The 14267-nt window shown below is 72.7% G+C and carries 15 protein-coding genes; 3 read left to right on the forward strand and 12 right to left on the reverse strand.

What is annotated here, in order from left to right:
* Nucleotides 1–217 precede the first annotated feature (217 nt).
* The 6 genes from ACTEI_RS16860 to ACTEI_RS16895 all read right to left on the reverse strand — a co-directional run bounded on the left by ACTEI_RS16860 (nucleotide 218) and on the right by ACTEI_RS16895 (nucleotide 7951).
* Nucleotides 218–949, reverse strand: coding sequence for a dienelactone hydrolase family protein (locus ACTEI_RS16860; protein ID WP_122978531.1), 732 nt, complete (start codon nucleotides 947–949; stop codon nucleotides 218–220).
* Between the two features lie 436 nt (nucleotides 950–1385).
* A complete protein-coding gene (locus ACTEI_RS16870) occupies nucleotides 1386–5318 on the reverse strand; it encodes an nSTAND1 domain-containing NTPase (RefSeq protein WP_122978532.1) in 3933 nt (1310 codons plus the stop codon).
* Nucleotides 5315–5686 (reverse strand): CU044_2847 family protein, encoded by a 372-nt coding sequence (locus ACTEI_RS16875; protein ID WP_122978533.1) that lies wholly within the window; start codon nucleotides 5684–5686, stop codon nucleotides 5315–5317. Before ACTEI_RS16875 ends, ACTEI_RS16870 begins: the two co-directional genes overlap by 4 nt.
* An 11-nt stretch (nucleotides 5687–5697) precedes the next feature.
* On the reverse strand, nucleotides 5698–6273 hold the full coding sequence (locus tag ACTEI_RS16880) for a hypothetical protein (RefSeq protein WP_145831063.1): 576 nt from the start codon (nucleotides 6271–6273) through the stop codon (nucleotides 5698–5700).
* Between the two features lie 569 nt (nucleotides 6274–6842).
* On the reverse strand, nucleotides 6843–7271 hold the full coding sequence (locus ACTEI_RS16885) for a hypothetical protein (protein WP_122978535.1): 429 nt from the start codon (nucleotides 7269–7271) through the stop codon (nucleotides 6843–6845).
* A 281-nt stretch (nucleotides 7272–7552) separates the two neighbouring features.
* The gene (locus ACTEI_RS16895) at nucleotides 7553–7951 is read right to left on the reverse strand and encodes a GNAT family N-acetyltransferase (protein ID WP_122982208.1); all 399 of its coding nucleotides are present in this window, start codon (nucleotides 7949–7951) and stop codon (nucleotides 7553–7555) included.
* A gap of 278 nt (nucleotides 7952–8229) precedes the next feature.
* Between ACTEI_RS16895 and ACTEI_RS16905 the strand changes: the two genes are divergently transcribed.
* Nucleotides 8230–8748 (forward strand): hypothetical protein, encoded by a 519-nt coding sequence (locus tag ACTEI_RS16905; protein WP_122978538.1) that lies wholly within the window; start codon nucleotides 8230–8232, stop codon nucleotides 8746–8748.
* Between the two features lie 160 nt (nucleotides 8749–8908).
* Here the strand turns inward: ACTEI_RS16905 and ACTEI_RS16910 are convergent, their stop codons facing one another.
* Together ACTEI_RS16910 and ACTEI_RS16915 are read right to left on the reverse strand one after the other, a co-directional pair.
* On the reverse strand, nucleotides 8909–9331 hold the full coding sequence (locus tag ACTEI_RS16910) for a VOC family protein (RefSeq protein ID WP_122982209.1): 423 nt from the start codon (nucleotides 9329–9331) through the stop codon (nucleotides 8909–8911).
* A 164-nt stretch (nucleotides 9332–9495) separates the two neighbouring features.
* On the reverse strand, nucleotides 9496–10404 hold the full coding sequence (locus ACTEI_RS16915) for a LysR family transcriptional regulator (protein ID WP_122982210.1): 909 nt from the start codon (nucleotides 10402–10404) through the stop codon (nucleotides 9496–9498).
* A gap of 124 nt (nucleotides 10405–10528) precedes the next feature.
* On the opposite strand from ACTEI_RS16915, the gene ACTEI_RS16920 reads away from it, so the two are divergent.
* A complete protein-coding gene (locus ACTEI_RS16920) occupies nucleotides 10529–11101 on the forward strand; it encodes a LysE family translocator (protein ID WP_211344353.1) in 573 nt (190 codons plus the stop codon).
* A gap of 105 nt (nucleotides 11102–11206) precedes the next feature.
* Here the strand turns inward: ACTEI_RS16920 and ACTEI_RS37785 are convergent, their stop codons facing one another.
* Nucleotides 11207–11551: a hypothetical protein gene (locus tag ACTEI_RS37785; protein WP_203723848.1), complete on the reverse strand. Its 345-nt coding sequence runs from the start codon at nucleotides 11549–11551 to the stop codon at nucleotides 11207–11209.
* A gap of 179 nt (nucleotides 11552–11730) precedes the next feature.
* Here ACTEI_RS37785 and ACTEI_RS37790 point away from each other — a divergent pair, with 179 nt between their 5' ends.
* Nucleotides 11731–12153, forward strand: a complete 423-nt coding sequence (locus ACTEI_RS37790; RefSeq protein WP_211344354.1) for a hypothetical protein — start codon at nucleotides 11731–11733, stop codon at nucleotides 12151–12153.
* A gap of 52 nt (nucleotides 12154–12205) precedes the next feature.
* On the opposite strand, the gene ACTEI_RS16930 is transcribed toward ACTEI_RS37790, so the two are convergent.
* The 3 genes from ACTEI_RS16930 to ACTEI_RS16940 all read right to left on the reverse strand — a co-directional run bounded on the left by ACTEI_RS16930 (nucleotide 12206) and on the right by ACTEI_RS16940 (nucleotide 14257).
* Nucleotides 12206–12949 (reverse strand): SDR family NAD(P)-dependent oxidoreductase, encoded by a 744-nt coding sequence (locus ACTEI_RS16930; protein ID WP_122978540.1) that lies wholly within the window; start codon nucleotides 12947–12949, stop codon nucleotides 12206–12208.
* 216 nt (nucleotides 12950–13165) lie between these two features.
* Entirely contained in the window at nucleotides 13166–13627 is a 462-nt protein-coding gene (locus tag ACTEI_RS16935) for a hypothetical protein (RefSeq protein ID WP_122978541.1), read from the reverse strand.
* Between the two features lie 51 nt (nucleotides 13628–13678).
* Entirely contained in the window at nucleotides 13679–14257 is a 579-nt protein-coding gene (locus ACTEI_RS16940; protein WP_122978542.1) for an RNA polymerase sigma factor, read from the reverse strand.
* Nucleotides 14258–14267: the final 10 nt, after the last annotated feature.

Consider the following 14267-nt stretch of genomic DNA (forward strand, 5'->3'; position numbering starts at 1 on the left):
GCCCCGAGATCACCGATTCCCGGCACGGGCCACGGCCGGCGGCGATGGCGCGCGTCTGCGAGCCGCCGCTCATCGACAAGGGCGGGTTGCCGCTCGTCGGGAAGGGCGGGCCGCCGCTCATCGAGAAAGGTCGACACCTTCTCGATGAGCGGCATCCGGGCCGACCGCTCCTATCGCCCGGCCCGACGGCCCGGTCTCAGCTCCTGACGACCCGGTCTCACCTCAGGTGCCGGACGAAGAACCGGTTCGCGTCGTCCCCTTCGAACCACGGGACGCCGGTGTGCCCGCCCATGTTGGCGTGCAGCGTCTTCTCCTCGGAGCCGAGGGCGTCGAACAGCTCCAGGGCCGACTGCCGGTCGTTCGTCTCGTCGTCCCATTGCAGCAGCACCAGCAGCGGAACGGTGACCCGCCGGGCGTCCTCGAACAGGGCGCGGGGCACGAAAGTCCCGGCGTACAGCACGGCGGCCGCGATGCGTGGCTCGACCGCCGCCAGCCGGACGCCGATGGCGATCACCCCGCCGGAGTATCCCACCGGACCGCCGATCTCGGGCAGCGGGAGGAGCGCGTCCAGAGCGGCGCGCCATTCCGGGACCGCCCTGTCGACCAGCGGGAGGACGAGCCGGTCGACGATCTCGCCGGTGACCGGCTCACCGGCCGCCAGAGCCCGGCGCAGGTCGGCGCGGGCCGCCTCGGCGGCGGCGGAGCGGGGCCGGTCACCGCTCCCGGGCAGTTCGATGGTGGCCGCGGCGAAGCCCTCCGCCGCGCAGTGCCGCGCCCGGGCGGCCAGCCGGGGGTACATCGTGTGCAGTCCGCCGGGGTGGCCGAGCAGGATCAGCGGGGCCGGTGCGGAGACGGATCCGGGCGTCCACAGGATGCCGGGGATCTCGCCGAGCGTGAACGCGCGTTCCAGGACGCCGTCGTCGAGACGCTGTTCAGCGGTGAATCGCATGGTCGTGCCTTTCGGGAGTGCTGGTGAACGGCGCTCCCGGACGACCTATCGCCCGACCGTGACCCCGCAGGGGAGCACCCATGTCACATCGTTCACGGGTACCACCTCCTCGGTCTCTCGCACGGCCGGGTGGAAACTAGCAGCGGTCCCGGTGCCCGGCCAAACCATTTTCGACCGCCAGACTCCGTGCCGGGCCCGCTGATGCCGGGCCCGCTGATGCCGGGCCCGCTGATGCCGGGCCCGCTGATGCCGGGCCCGCTGATGCCGGGCCCGCTGATGCCGGGCCCGCTGATGCCGGGCCCGCTGATGCCGGGCCCGCTGATGCCGGGCCCGCTGATGCCGGGCCCGCTGATGCCCGGCTCGCCGATGCCCGGCTCGCCGATGCCCGGCTCGCCGATGCCCGGTCGGGGCAGGGCCCCGTGGCGCGCGGACGACCCTACCGCTGGCAGCGGGGCGGACCGGGCTCGCCCGGGGCGTACTGCTGCCATTCGGCCGGCGTCGGCGGGCCGTACCGGTCGCAGAACTCGGTGCTCGCGATGTCCGGCAGCGGCACGAACCAGTCGCGGATCTGGCCGGTGTCGTCCACCGACTCGAAGAACGCGCGGTCCGCGCTGGGGACCACACCGGTGATCGCGCCCGGATGTCCGACACGGGCGCCGAGCAGGCGGGACGCCGCGACATCCCAGAGACGTACCGTACCGTCCTCGTCGCCGACGGCCAGGATGCTGCCGTCGACGTTGAAGGTCAGCGCGGACGTGTCCGCGGCCTCGTCGGCGCGCAACCGGGTGACCAGCGCGCCGGTGGCCGTCTCGCGGATCTCGATCGGCGCGTCGCTGCTGGCGGTCGCGAACAGGTCGCCGGACGCGGTGAACGCGAGCGCGTCGATGGCGTACCGGTAATCGGTGCCGACGTCGCGGATCAGGTCCCCGGTGCCGGGATCCCAGAACCGGACCCCGGTGTCGGCGCCGACCGTGACCACGGATGCGCCGTCCGGGCTGAAGGCGACCGTGTGCACGAAGGTGTCGTCACCGGTCTCGATGACGCGGATCAGCCGCCCGGTGGCGATCTCCCAGATCCACACCCGGTTGTCGTCTCCCGAGGCGACCAGCCGGGTGCCGGCCGGGTCGATCGACAGGCTGGCGATGTAGTCGCCGCCGGTGCTCAGCGGGGCTCCGACCAGCCGGCCGGAGCGTAGGTCCCACACCCGGATCGGACCGTCCTGCGTGGTCGCGGCCGCTGTCCGCCGGTCCCGGTCGACCGCGACATCACCCGGGGTCCGGGCCGCGCCGGGCAGGCCTACTCCGTACGGCATCCCGGTCGTGGCCTCCCGCAGCTGTACGCCGTCGCGCCCGGCGGTGGCGATCAACGTGGTCCCGGGCACCGCGACCGGCCACAGGCCGTCATGTCGCCGCGCCACGCTCGCCGGCCGTCCGGTCGTGGAGTCCCACAGCCGGATCGTCCCGTCCGCGCCCCCGGTGGCCAGCACGCGGCCGTCGGCGCTGAACGCGACCGACCACACCGTCGCGTTGTGGCCCGCGATCGGCGAGCCGACCGCACGGCCCGCGCCCGGATCCCAGAGCTGGGCCGTGCGGTCGACGCCACCGGAGGCCACCCGGGTGCCACCAGGGCTGAATGCCACCGCCAGTACGGGCTCCTCGCCGGCCTTCATCCCGACACTGCGCCGGCTCCGCAGATCGCGGACCGTGACGCCGCCGCCCTCCCCGCCGATGGCCAGTCTCGCCCCGTCGCCGCTGAAGGCCAGCGCGCGCATCGACCGGTCGAGCGTGATCGGCGGCTGCGCCGGCCGGCCGGTGCCGGGATCGCGCAGCTCGACGGTGCGCTGGTCGGCGGCGACGGCGAGGAGGCGGTCGTCGGGGCTGAACGCCACCGCGTTCACCCGTACCGGGTACCGGATCGGGGCCCGCACGTCCGCGCCGGTCCTGCGGTCCCGGATCCGGACGGTCCCGTCCCAGCCCGCCGAGGCCAGGCGGCTGCCGTCATGCGCGAACGACACCGAGCTGACCCGGTCGAGGTGCCCGGTCAGCGCGGCGCCGACCGGCTGCCCGGTGCCGGTGTCCCACAGCTGCACGCTGCCGTCCGCCGACGCCGCGGCCAGCACGGCGCCGCTCGGGTCGTAGGCGATGGCGGTGACCGCCGCGCGCGGCCCGGGCGGCGGGGGCAGGGCGGGCCGTCCGGTGGCCGCGTGCCAGAAGCGCACCGAGCCGTCCTGTCCGCCGGAGGCCAGGTGGACGCCGTCTGGGGAGAACGCGACGGCGGTGACCGGGCCGTCGTGCCCGGCGAGCACCGACTGCTGCTCGGTGAGCAGGGTGGTCAGCGCGTTCGCGGCTTCGCCGGTCTGCCGGCGCTGCCAGGCCGCGGCCGCCAGCCGGCGGGCGGTCATCGGCCGGGTGCTGTCGATGGTGCTGCTCTGCGCGGCGAGCTGCCGGGACAGCGCGATGACGTGCTGCTCGTTCGCTCGGCCCGCGTAGCGCAGCGCGGCTGCCGCCGCGACGACCGCGAGAACGGTCAGGGTGGCGAGACTGGCCTGCACGGTACGGCGCAGCCAGGTCGCCCGGCTGGCGGCGCGGAGGCTGGCGGTCAGGAAGACGGCCACGTCGCCGGGCAGGCGCCGGTCGGCCGACCAGTGCCGGCCGTCGGCCAGGTCCCGGCCGCGCAGCAGTTCACCGGTCTCGTGCCGGTCGGCCCAGCGCCGTTGCCGTTCCTCGGCGTGTTGCAGCCACCGCTGGAACTCCTCCTCCTCGCGTACCCAGCGGCGCAGCTGCGGCCAGTCGCGGATCAGCACGTCGTGCGCCAGCTCGGCCACCGGCTCGCCGCCGCGGTCGGGGACGCTGGTCACCACCAGGCGGCGGTCGGTGAGCACGCCGAGCACCGCGGTCGTACCGCCGGCGACCTGGTGCAGGTCGGACACCTCGCGCTGGCGGCGGACGGCGGGGATGCCCCGGGCCGGGTCGGCGGGCCGCACCAGCATGGTCAGCAGCGTGCGGACGACCGCCGGCGGCTGACCGGTGATCGCCTGGTCGCACCAGTTCGTGATGCTGCCGCGCAGGCCGCCGATCCGTTCGTACGCCTGATGCGTCAGCACCCCGTCGGACGAGCTGGTCCAGAGCTCCTTGAGGGCCACGCCGAGCAGCGGCAGCGCCGCCGTGCCGGCCCGCGGGTCGGCGGTCAGCACGTCGTCGATGATGCGTTCCGGCAGGCCGGGCTGCCAGCACGCACCGGCCGACTCGGCCGGCTTGGTGACGATGTCGTGCAGTTCGTCGCGGGTGAGGGTGGCCGGGATGTTGACCAGTCCGCTTCCGGCGACGTCGAGCAGCGCGGGCACCTCGGCGGCCAGCCGCGGGTAGAAGTCGTCGCGCAGCACCAGCAGCACCGTCCGGCCCGGCCGGCCGATCGCCGCCGTCAGGTCGTCGAGCGCCGTGCCGGCGCCGGGTTCGGCGAGCATCTCCTCGAACTGGTCGACGATCAGCAGTCCGTACCCGGCGGCGTCCGGGATCGGATCGCCGGGGCGGATGACCAGCGTCGGCCAGCGCCCGCTCGCCGGTAGCCGCCCGGCGGCCAGCGCGGGCCGGACACCCGCGGAGACCAGCGACGACTTCCCGGCGCCGGACGGGCCGAGCAGCAACAGCAGCGGGGGCCGGTCGGCCAGCGCGGCGAGCACCTTGCCGACGGCACGGTCGCGGCCGTGGAAGGCCGCGGCGTCCTCGGTCCGGAACGGTTGCAGGCCCCGGTACGGGCACGGCGTCGAGGCGGCCGGCGCCGGCCAGGCGGCACGCAGGGCGGCGGTCGAGCTCGCGTAGCCGATCCCGGTGCCCCGGTCCAGGGCGTCCGGGCGGGTCACCGCGGAGACCATGCCGATCACCGCCTCGGCCCGGTCGTCCCAGACCGGTCCGCCGCTGAATCCCTGCGTCAGGTCGTTGGCGTCGGTGAGCTGCAGCAGCCCGGGTCGCAGCAGGTCACCGGCCCGGCCGTAGCCGAAGTGGCCGCCCGCGCCGGCCTGGGCCGGGAAGCCGAACGACCGCACCGGGTGGCCGCGGCGCCCGTCGGAGCCGGCCAGCGGCAGCGGTCGCAGGCCGGCCGGCACGGCGTCCAGCCGGACGACGGCGATGTCCTCACCCTCGGGCGGCTCCCAGCCGTCGGCCAGCACCCGCCCGGACGCCGAGGGACTGCCGGTGAGCTGCGGGAACCGCAGCCGCACCGGCTCGCCGATCCGGGCGCCCGCCGCCTCGACCACGTGCGCGCAGGTGATCAGGACGTCGTCGGCGATCAGGAAGCCGGCGCCGGCCGCCGTGTCCCTGCCGTCGAGGATCTGCGCGACGGCGCAGGTCCAGGGCGGGATGGCGGCGCTCATGGGCAATCGGGGGTGTCTTGCTCCGCCTGCTCCTCCCGCACCTGCTCGTCGAGCCCGTCGCGGCGCCACCTCATCTTGACCTTGATGTTGCTGTTCAACGCGGTCTGCGTGATTATCGCGCCGGCCTGGGCGGAGAGCGCGACGCCGAACTCCACCTCCAGTTCGGCGGGTCTGGCGCGGCTGAGCTGGTCGAGCAGGATCTGCGCGGTGTCGGTGACCGGCTGCAGCAGGTCCTGCAGGGTGGTCGACACGTCACGGACCCGGTCGCCGAGGCGGCCGGCCTTGACCGGTCCGTCGTCTTCCGGGCCGGCGCATTCGACCAGGACCGCACCGCCGCCGGCCAGCGGTATCCGAGCCAATTCGACCATGAGGGCGCCTTTCACCGTTGCGGGGAATCGAGGACATACCATGGTTTCGGGAAATACGCCCAATGGCCGTTGACATACGCCAAGCCGTTGAAGGTCGTCCCGTAGTCGTCGCCGGGAGCCACCATCTCAGCGGAGTAGATGGTGAATCCGGGCCGGAGAAAATCTTTGATCTTCCGGTACCCGCCCGGGAAGTTGTTGCGTGCCGCCGGTTTCCAGGCCCGCAACTCCTCGGTGGTGGCGCCCCAGACGCGTACCTCCGTCCGGTCGGGCTCCACCCACGGCTGTGCGGTCGCCGGCATCGAGGCCCAGAACCGGGCCTCGTAGAAGCTCTGCGCCCGCGCGGCGAAGTCCGGCTCGAACAGCGCCTGGTAGTCGGACGCCGTCGGCCGCAGGGAGGCGATCAGATCGGGGTCCCCGTGCAGGCCCAGTCGTTCCAGCAGCGCCCGGGCCCCCTGCGGGGTGGGCGGATAGGCGGCCTGCGGCGCGGGGCTCGGCTGCGGGGCGGGCGGAAGAGCGTCCGATCCCGAACAGCCGCCGATAGCCGGCAGCAGCAGCACCGCGGCGGCCAGCCACAGCATTCTCCGCATCGGCCGGCGACCGTATGGCATGGCGCCCTCCCGTATCGATGTGAGGCGCCATTGTGGCACGATGAAAAGATCGAATTGTCGCTCGATACGGTCGTTTCATGTCGGCATCCGGACAGTGTGCATAGGACAGCGGCACATTCGTGCGAATCCGGCGACACGATCCCGGCCCGGCCCGGCCCGGTTGATCGGTGTGGGCAATTCCGCGACACCGGAACGCGCGCCGGCTTCGAGCGCGGGTCACGGGTTCCGGCGCAACGTCGCCACGTGCGTCACCGGCTGGTGCACGACCTACTCGATCGAGGCGCCGGCACATCGCCCGGCATCCGGGCCGGGGGCGGCACACCGTCCAGCGCTGTGCCCGTGCCCCCACCCGGCACGAGATGATGGCCGGACAGAAACGCGTCCGAGCAGTCTCGACCTGTTCACCATGAGGGCGCCTGCGCCGCGCACGTCGGCGGCCGGGACGCCGCCCTTGCGGCAGAGCATCGGGTGTCGATGTAGGCGGTGGACACCCGGCAGGCACGGGCGGTACTGGTGGTCTGCGGCTTTCCGCACCTCGGGGAGATTCGCTATGGGCTGCGCAGGACCACCACGCGCACCGAGTACGACGGGCTGTCGGCTGGCTCGACGTCGTACCTCACCTGGGTGATCTGCCGATCGTCGAGATAGAGCGCGACCTCCTGAAGCGGCCCGAGGTGTGAGAGATCAAGATTGACGGGGTTGCTCTTGTCCTGCAGGACGTCGCCGATGCCGCCGAGATAGTTGGTCGCGTCGCCGGCAGGGCGACCGAGCGGCGCTCGAACGGTTACGTCAAGGCCGACGACGCGATCGGTCACCGTCCAGGCCACCGCCTGCGAGGCAATCGCTGCTGCCTCCAACAGCGTTCGAACTCGATCATGCTGCTGGTGGTTAGCCGATAGCAACGACAACGCCTCGTTCTTGATCGGCGGCCATCCCGGCACGTCAAATGCGATCTCCACGACATCGTTCACACTCATCAGCTCAGTGTCGATCGATGAGTGTCATGACGCGAGGACCTGCCGCAGACGACGTGCGCCTCACCGCGGGCAACGTCACCGTGCGGGAGCGGCGCACTGACCGGCGACAGGCGCATCCCGTCCGCCGGTGCGCGGTGCCCAGACTCGCGAAGATCGAGGTCGGCGAGATCCTGCCGGTGCCGAAACTCAGCGACATCCGGTGCCGTGACTCGGTTCCGCCGCGAATCTCGTGAGGGGCCTTCGTCGTCTTCCCACGGTGAGGCCGGTGGCGTGGCTTGCTTCTATGCCAGGTGGATGAGCCCGGCATGCGTCGTCCGGAAGCCGCATTTGTCGAGGTAGAAGTGCTGCAGGTGGGCTTCGAAGTCGACGTGCAGCCATTCGCATCCAGCGGCGCGGACCTCGTCGGCTGCGGCGTGGACGAGACGGGTGCCGACGCCGTGGTGCTGGTGGTCGGGGTCCACCACGGTGTCGAGGAGGAATGCGTGGCTGCCGCCGTCCCAGCAGACCTGAACGAACCCTATGAGTTCACGAGCGTCGAAGGCGCCGATCCAGGTGAGCGCGTGTCTCTCCAGCCGCTGAGCCCACGACCGGACCTCGGCGGGGTCGCCGCCGAACGCTCGGGCATGCAGCGCGCTGAGTTGCAGGTCATCGACTGGAAAGCGGGGCACAAGCCGGATCATCACTCGATCACGTTACGTTCATCCCGTGCCGACCCGTGATCAGGCGGTCCGGAGCTGAAGGGCGGGCACGGCCCAGCGGTGACCGTGGCGAGGTCGGCGTTCAGTCCGGTGGCGAAGCGGCTGATGCCGGGCCGCGGCCTGCTCGGGGTCATCCACGCGGTGAGACGTTCGCCGTGCAGATGAGTCATCTGCCGGACAACGAGTCATCGTCCGCCGTCCATCACACGCTTTGCGCCGGAGCCCGGAACCCACGAAGAAGATCAGCGTACGGTGTCGCGATGCGGACGTATCATGGTCAGGCCCTGCCGTACTACGGGCGGTTGATCGTCGCCGATCCGGCGGTGTCCGGCTCCGAGGAGGGGGACCTGGGCCGGTGCGTGGCCGACTCGGAGCAGGCGATCATCGGCGGCAGCCGCTGGCGGGTGGCCGTCAAGGCCGGTCAGGACACCGTGGCGATCGCGATCAACCTGGAGCTGTGGGACACCGCTCCGGACACCGAGGTCGACGGTGACTGGCAGAGGTGCCGGGAGCTGACCGTGCAGTTCCCGGACGGGCGGCTCGGCGTGGAGAACATCTCCGCCGGGCCGATTCCGCTCTCACCCGGCGACGTCGAGGGGGTGACACTGCCGGGCGGCGCGGGCGCGTACCACGTGACGGCATGGCATCGCGGACGCGACCGGGCTGCCGCGGCCGTCCAGCAGCTGGGGGACGCCGACGAGGCGGAGAAGGACATCGAGTCCGAGTACGCCCGGCTGGCGGGCCTGGAGGAGTATCTCCTCCGGATCTGGCCCGCCTGAGCAGGATCCCGGTCCCGGCGGCTGCGCACGGCCGTGGACCGTGCCCACCGAAAGGGCCTGCGCGAACGCTCGGTGCTCGACGGCTGTGCGCAGGGCCGACCGCCCCGCGCGGTTGCGCACCCCGCGGCGCTGCCGGCCTGGCGCCCACGAACGCCGCTGCTCAGCCCGCGGGAGCCGACAGCTCCAGCGCGATGCCGTCGGGGTCGCGGAATTCCAGGATGAACCCGTGGCCGATGTCCTTCACGTCGCCGTGGGCGACGCCGTGGGCCTGCAGTGTCCGGCAGGCCGCGTCGAGCTCGGCCCGGGTCGCCACCGCGAAACTCAGATGATCGAGACCAACCCGGTCCTCGTCGAAGCGATCGTCGTGCGGTGCCACCGGCCGCAGACCCAGCAGGGCGTTCCCGACCCGGTAGATCACACCGCCGAAGAGGAATCCCAGGGCCTGACGGGTCGCCGCGTCGGCGTCAGGCGGTAGCTGCAGCACGGGCGTGAACCCCAGCACCTGCTCGTAGAAGGCCCGTGACCGGGCGATGTCGGTGACGGTGAGCCGGACATGCGCCACGCCGAGTACCGGGATCGTCATGACCATCCATCCTAGACAGGCCGCTGAGCCCGCGTCCGGCAGCGTGCCCACCCCGCCGACGCAGATCGAGAACCGCCCGGGCGGTGAGCGTGCCCGGGCGGTCACGTTACTGCGGTGCCCGGTGAGCCGCCGTGGGCGAGGAGGCGGCGACACCACGCCCACGGCTACCTCGAGGTGGTCCTGGCCAGGGCGTCGTTGATGCAACGGAAGAGCGCCCGCACCGCGGGGGACCGGTCGGTGTGCCTGGTGGTGGCGTAGATCTGCCGGATCAGGCCGGTGGGTCTGCGGATCGCCAGGTAGGTCACGCCGCGCTGTGGGACGGCAGCGAGCCGGGGCACCAGTGCCACCCCGAAGCCGGCGCCGACCATCGACAGGACCATCGGATAGCTGTGCACCCGGATGTCGACGCTCGGGTCGAATCCGGCTGCCCGGCAGGCCATCTCGGTGGCGGCCTGGAAGCCGGTGCTGGTGAGCGCGGCGATCCACGGGCTGGTGGCGAAGTCGGCGAGGTCTGCGGGGCCGGGGTCGGCAGGCGACAGATTCCGGGGTACGGCCAGCATCATCGGTTCCCGGTAGAGCGGCCGCTGGTGGAGTCCGCGCAGGTCGGGACGGGACAGGGGAATGTATTCGTGGGTGACCGCCAGGTCGACGGTCCCCGCCCGTACCTCGGGCAGTGCCTCGGCCGACTCCAGCTCGGTGAACCGCAGCTCGATCTCCGGGTGCCGGCGCCGGAAGGCGGTCAGCGCGGGAACGACGAAGCTGGTCCCGGCGGTGGCGAACGCCGCCACCCGGATCGTCCCGCCGCGCAGGCCGGCCACGTCGCGGACGGCGCGTTCGGCCTCGTCGAGCGAGGTGAGCAGCCGCCCGGCGTGGTCGGCGAGGACCCGGCCGGCCTCGGTGAGCCGGACGCTGCGCGCGGACCGTTCGAGCAGTGCGGCGCCGAGGTCGCGTTCCAGGGCGGCGAGTTGCTGGGAGGCGGCCGCAGCCGTGCATCCGGCACGTTCGGCGGCGGCGGCGATCGTGCCGGTGGCCGCCACGTCACGCAGCAGGCTGAGTCGGCGAGGGTCGAGCATCAGCACAGCTTATGCTCGGCCCTCGCTGCCGGGTATGGATCTTATGCTCGGTGAACGGCACGCTCGGGCCATGCCGCTGGATCCGCACCTACTCGCCGCGTTCACCGTCGCCACGATCATCGCCATGATCGCGCCGGGCCCGGACATGCTGTTCGTGCTCGGTTGCGGGATGCGCGGTGGCGCGCGGGCCGGACTGCTGGCCACCGCGGGGCTGGCCACGGGTGAGGCGGTCCACGTCCTGCTGGCGGCGGGCGGTCTGACCGCCCTGTTCACCGCGGTGCCGCAGGCCTTCGTGGTGCTGCGTATCGTCGGTGCGGGGTATCTGGCATATCTCGGGATCCGGATGATCCGGCAGCGCGGTGATCTGGTTTCCGGTACGGATACCGTCGAGGTGTCGGGACGTCGCGTCTACCTCAGTGGTCTGCTGACCAACCTGTCCAATCCCAAGATGATCGCTTTCTCGATGGCTTTCCTGCCGCAGTTCGTCGATCCGGCGCTCGGCGGCGTCTGGGTACAGTTCGCGGTTCTGGGGCTGATCTTCATCGTGCTGGAGTTCATGGTGGACGGCACGGTCGGGGTGTTCGCCGGCCGGATCGGGACGTGGCTGCGGCATCGCCGCGCGCTGAGCCGCCGCATCGACACGGCCACCGGAGGCATTCTCATCATCCTCGGCCTCCGGTTGGCCGCCGAACGGTAGCGCAGGACGGGCGCAAGCACGTCCAGGGTCGTTCTCCCATGCCGCCGGCGGGCCCGACCCCGCCGGCGCCGTGATCCCCCCGGTGCCCGCCGGTCGCCGTCGCGGTCAGGGCCGCCAGGTGCCGAGCGCCCGGGCGAGCGTGTCGTTCTGTTCGCGCGTGATGCCGCGGGCCAGCCTGATTCCGCACCGGGGACTGCGGTCGGCGTCGCACACCAGGATCCCGTCGAACACCTCGTCGCCGCCCTCCACCGTCTCCGGCGCCGGCATGACCCATCGGGCCGCCCCGAACATCGGTCGATCCAGCATCTGCCCTGCCAGACGCCGCGCTTCGACGGGCGGGACGGCCGCCCACAGCAGGGCGTCGGCGACCACGTCGACGGCGTCGGCCGGGGTATCCTGATCGCCCAGAGCCGGCAGCAGGAGCAGCAGCCGGGCGTGCGGATTGCGCACCCCGGGCGCCCCCGGGTCAGGGGTGCGGGCGATGTGGACGAGCTCCCGCCACGCCAGCCCGGGGCCGGCGCCGTGGCCGTCCAGCGTGGCCAGGTACCCATGACGCCCCCACCCGGCGTGGGCCAGGAAGTAGTCGACGCTGGGATCCTCGGGATATTGGCATACACCACGATCGCGGTGTGACCGTCGGCGAACGGTACCCGGAAGACGGGCCAGGCCTCCTCGTTCCACAGCGCCTCGGCCGCCGCGTCGGCATCGCCGCCGTCCACGCCGAACCGCTCGGGCGATGGCGCGCCGTGCGCGTCGTCCGACTCGCACATCCCCGTCAGGTGAGCCGCCCAGAAACCGGGCAGGGCGATCAGTTCTTCGCCCGCCACAACCGGGTCCTCGTCGTATCCGTCGATCAGCACCCGGCAATGGAACCAGACGCCTGCGCCATCCGGATCCGCAGGTGGGGCGGCGACGAACGGCTCGGTGGCGCATCCGGGCCGCCGAGCCCGTCCGCACCCGCCCGGCCAGAGGCGGTGTCCACCCGTGTCGCGGTCGCGTGGAGCGCCGGCGGACACCGGCGTCCCAGCCCCGACGGCTGTCGTGCGGGGTGACGCGCCGGTCGCGGCCGGCGTGGCCGCGACCGTACGCATGAGGGCCCGGGCGTCAGACCGAGAAACCGCCGTCGACGTTGATCACCGCTCCGGTGACGTACCGGGCGCCGTCACCGGCGAGGAAGGCCACCGCCGTCGCGATCTCGGCCGGACTGCCGTACCGGCCCAGCGCGGTGAAGTCGCGGATCGTGGCCGCGGCCGGGCCGTCGGCCGGGTTCATGTCGGTGTCGATCGGGCCGGGGTTGACCAGGTTGACGGTGACCCCGCGCGGGCCGAGGTCCCGGCTGAGTCCCTTGGTCAGCCCTACCAGCGCGGTCTTGCTCATCGAGTACAGCGAGAACCCCGGGAACACGGTGCGTTCCACCATGTTGCTCCCGATGGTGATGATCCGTCCGCCGTCGCCCAGGTGCCGGGCCGCGGCCTTCGAGGCGAGGAACGGCGCCCGCACGTTGACCGCGATCATGCGGTCGAAGTCCTCCCGCCCGAGCTCGTCGACCGGCCCGACGAAGAACACCGCCGCGTTGTTGACCAGGATGTCCAGCCGCCCGAACTCGGCGGCCGCCCGGTCCACCACGGTGGTCACCGCCTCCGGGTCGGCGCTGTCCACCCGCACCGCCAGAGCCCGGCGGCCGAAACCCTCGATCTGCTTCACCACGGCCGCGGCCTGGTCGTCGCGGTGCTGGTAGGTCAGTACCACGTCAGCGCCGTCCTCGGCCAGCCGCGCCGCCACGCCGGCGCCGATGCCGCGGCTCCCGCCGATGACCAATGCCACCTTGCCGTCAAGATCCGTTGTCATGTCATCACCCTGGCCTGTCCGCCGGCGCCGGTCTGGCGGCAATCGGACCTGGCGTTCCACCCGGCATCGTCCCGGTCGAGCCGGACCGGAACGCCGGGATCGCAGCGTCGGGCGGGCGCCGCCCGGCGGCGGTGATGCGCGTCAGCGGCACGACAATCCTGATCAGCGGTCCGCGCCTGTCGCGCGCTCGGCCGGCGGTTCGCGGAGCCGGCGGGCTCACAGGCGGATGGCGCTGGTGACCACCCGGCGGCCGTCGGCGGTCTCACAGGTCAGGGTGAACAGGCCGGCCGGTTGCGGGGCGATGCGGAAACAGCCGTCGGCGTCGACCGGGACCACGACGGTCGTCCGGTCCTCGTAGCGCAGGGTCAGCGTGGCCGGTTCGGGCGGCACGAGCTGGCCGAGCAGGGCGGCCGGTGAGACGCCCAGCTCGATGAGGAGTCCGGGCGCCTCGAAGCTCAACGTCCGCAGCTCGGCCTCCTCCTCCCGCATACCCGCGAGGGCTGGCGCTGCGGCGGCGGAGTCGTGCACGAGAGCGGCGAGATCGGCGTCGACGGTCCGCCAGGTGTAGACGGCGCGGGCGGCGTCGAGCACGTCGGGGGGAGTCGGGTCCGGGCTCGCCCCCGCCTCGGTCAGCGCTCGCAGCAGCCGGTCATCATCCTGCATCCAGTCGTTGCTCATGACGGTGGTCGTCTCCCTTCAAGGCGCGTCGGCCTTGATCGTGGCCTGCGGTCAGTCGGCGTCGGTGAGCAGCGCCCGCAGGGCCGGACTGCGGCGTAACCGTTCCAGGCAGCGGGCCCGGTTCGGCCCGATCGCGCCGCACGGCATGCCGAGCCGTGCGCTGATGTCGGCGTACGGGATGGGCTGCGGCCGCATCAGCAGGCCGAGCAGCTGCCTGCAGTGCTCCGGGAGCTCGGCGAACGCGGCCCGCAGGGCGGCATCGCGCTCGTGCCGGAGCAGGTCGCCGTCGACCGCGTCGCCGCCGGCGCCGTCGTCCGGCGCCCGGTCCAGATGTACGGCCGGATCGTCCGGGCGTTCGCGCTGCTGCGCGCGGTACTGCCGGGTGCACTCCCGGGTCGCCGTGGTCATCAACCAGCCGGGCAGGGCCTGCGGCTCGCGGAGCCGATCGAGGTTCTCCACCAGCCGCAGCCACACCGTCTGGCTCACGTCGGCGGCGTCCGCGTCGTTCAGGCGCCAACGGCGGCAGGTCGCGTGGACCAGCGGACCGTACCGCGACACCAGGGTGTTCCACGCTTCGGTGTCGCCGGCCGCCGCGGCGGCGACGAGCGTGGCGAGATCACCTTCGGGCATCGTCAACTCC

Source organism: Actinoplanes teichomyceticus ATCC 31121 (assembly GCF_003711105.1).
GTDB classification, from domain to species: Bacteria; Actinomycetota; Actinomycetes; order Mycobacteriales; family Micromonosporaceae; genus Actinoplanes; species Actinoplanes teichomyceticus.

Coding starts and splice junctions, on each gene's coding strand:
- ACTEI_RS16870 (WP_122978532.1), bottom strand. CDS start 5,318: ATGAGCGCCGCCATCCCGCCCTGGACCTGCGCCGTCGCGCAGATCCTC.
- ACTEI_RS16940 (WP_122978542.1), bottom strand. CDS start 14,257: ATGCCCGAAGGTGATCTCGCCACGCTCGTCGCCGCCGCGGCGGCCGGC.
- ACTEI_RS16880 (WP_145831063.1), bottom strand. CDS start 6,273: ATGCGGAGAATGCTGTGGCTGGCCGCCGCGGTGCTGCTGCTGCCGGCT.
- ACTEI_RS16885 (WP_122978535.1), bottom strand. CDS start 7,271: ATGAGTGTGAACGATGTCGTGGAGATCGCATTTGACGTGCCGGGATGG.
- ACTEI_RS16915 (WP_122982210.1), bottom strand. CDS start 10,404: ATGCTCGACCCTCGCCGACTCAGCCTGCTGCGTGACGTGGCGGCCACC.
- ACTEI_RS16910 (WP_122982209.1), bottom strand. CDS start 9,331: ATGACGATCCCGGTACTCGGCGTGGCGCATGTCCGGCTCACCGTCACC.
- ACTEI_RS16930 (WP_122978540.1), bottom strand. CDS start 12,949: ATGACAACGGATCTTGACGGCAAGGTGGCATTGGTCATCGGCGGGAGC.
- ACTEI_RS16875 (WP_122978533.1), bottom strand. CDS start 5,686: ATGGTCGAATTGGCTCGGATACCGCTGGCCGGCGGCGGTGCGGTCCTG.
- ACTEI_RS16920 (WP_211344353.1), top strand. CDS start 10,529: ATGATCGCGCCGGGCCCGGACATGCTGTTCGTGCTCGGTTGCGGGATG.
- ACTEI_RS16860 (WP_122978531.1), bottom strand. CDS start 949: ATGCGATTCACCGCTGAACAGCGTCTCGACGACGGCGTCCTGGAACGC.
- ACTEI_RS16895 (WP_122982208.1), bottom strand. CDS start 7,951: ATGATCCGGCTTGTGCCCCGCTTTCCAGTCGATGACCTGCAACTCAGC.
- ACTEI_RS16935 (WP_122978541.1), bottom strand. CDS start 13,627: ATGAGCAACGACTGGATGCAGGATGATGACCGGCTGCTGCGAGCGCTG.
- ACTEI_RS16905 (WP_122978538.1), top strand. CDS start 8,230: ATGCGGACGTATCATGGTCAGGCCCTGCCGTACTACGGGCGGTTGATC.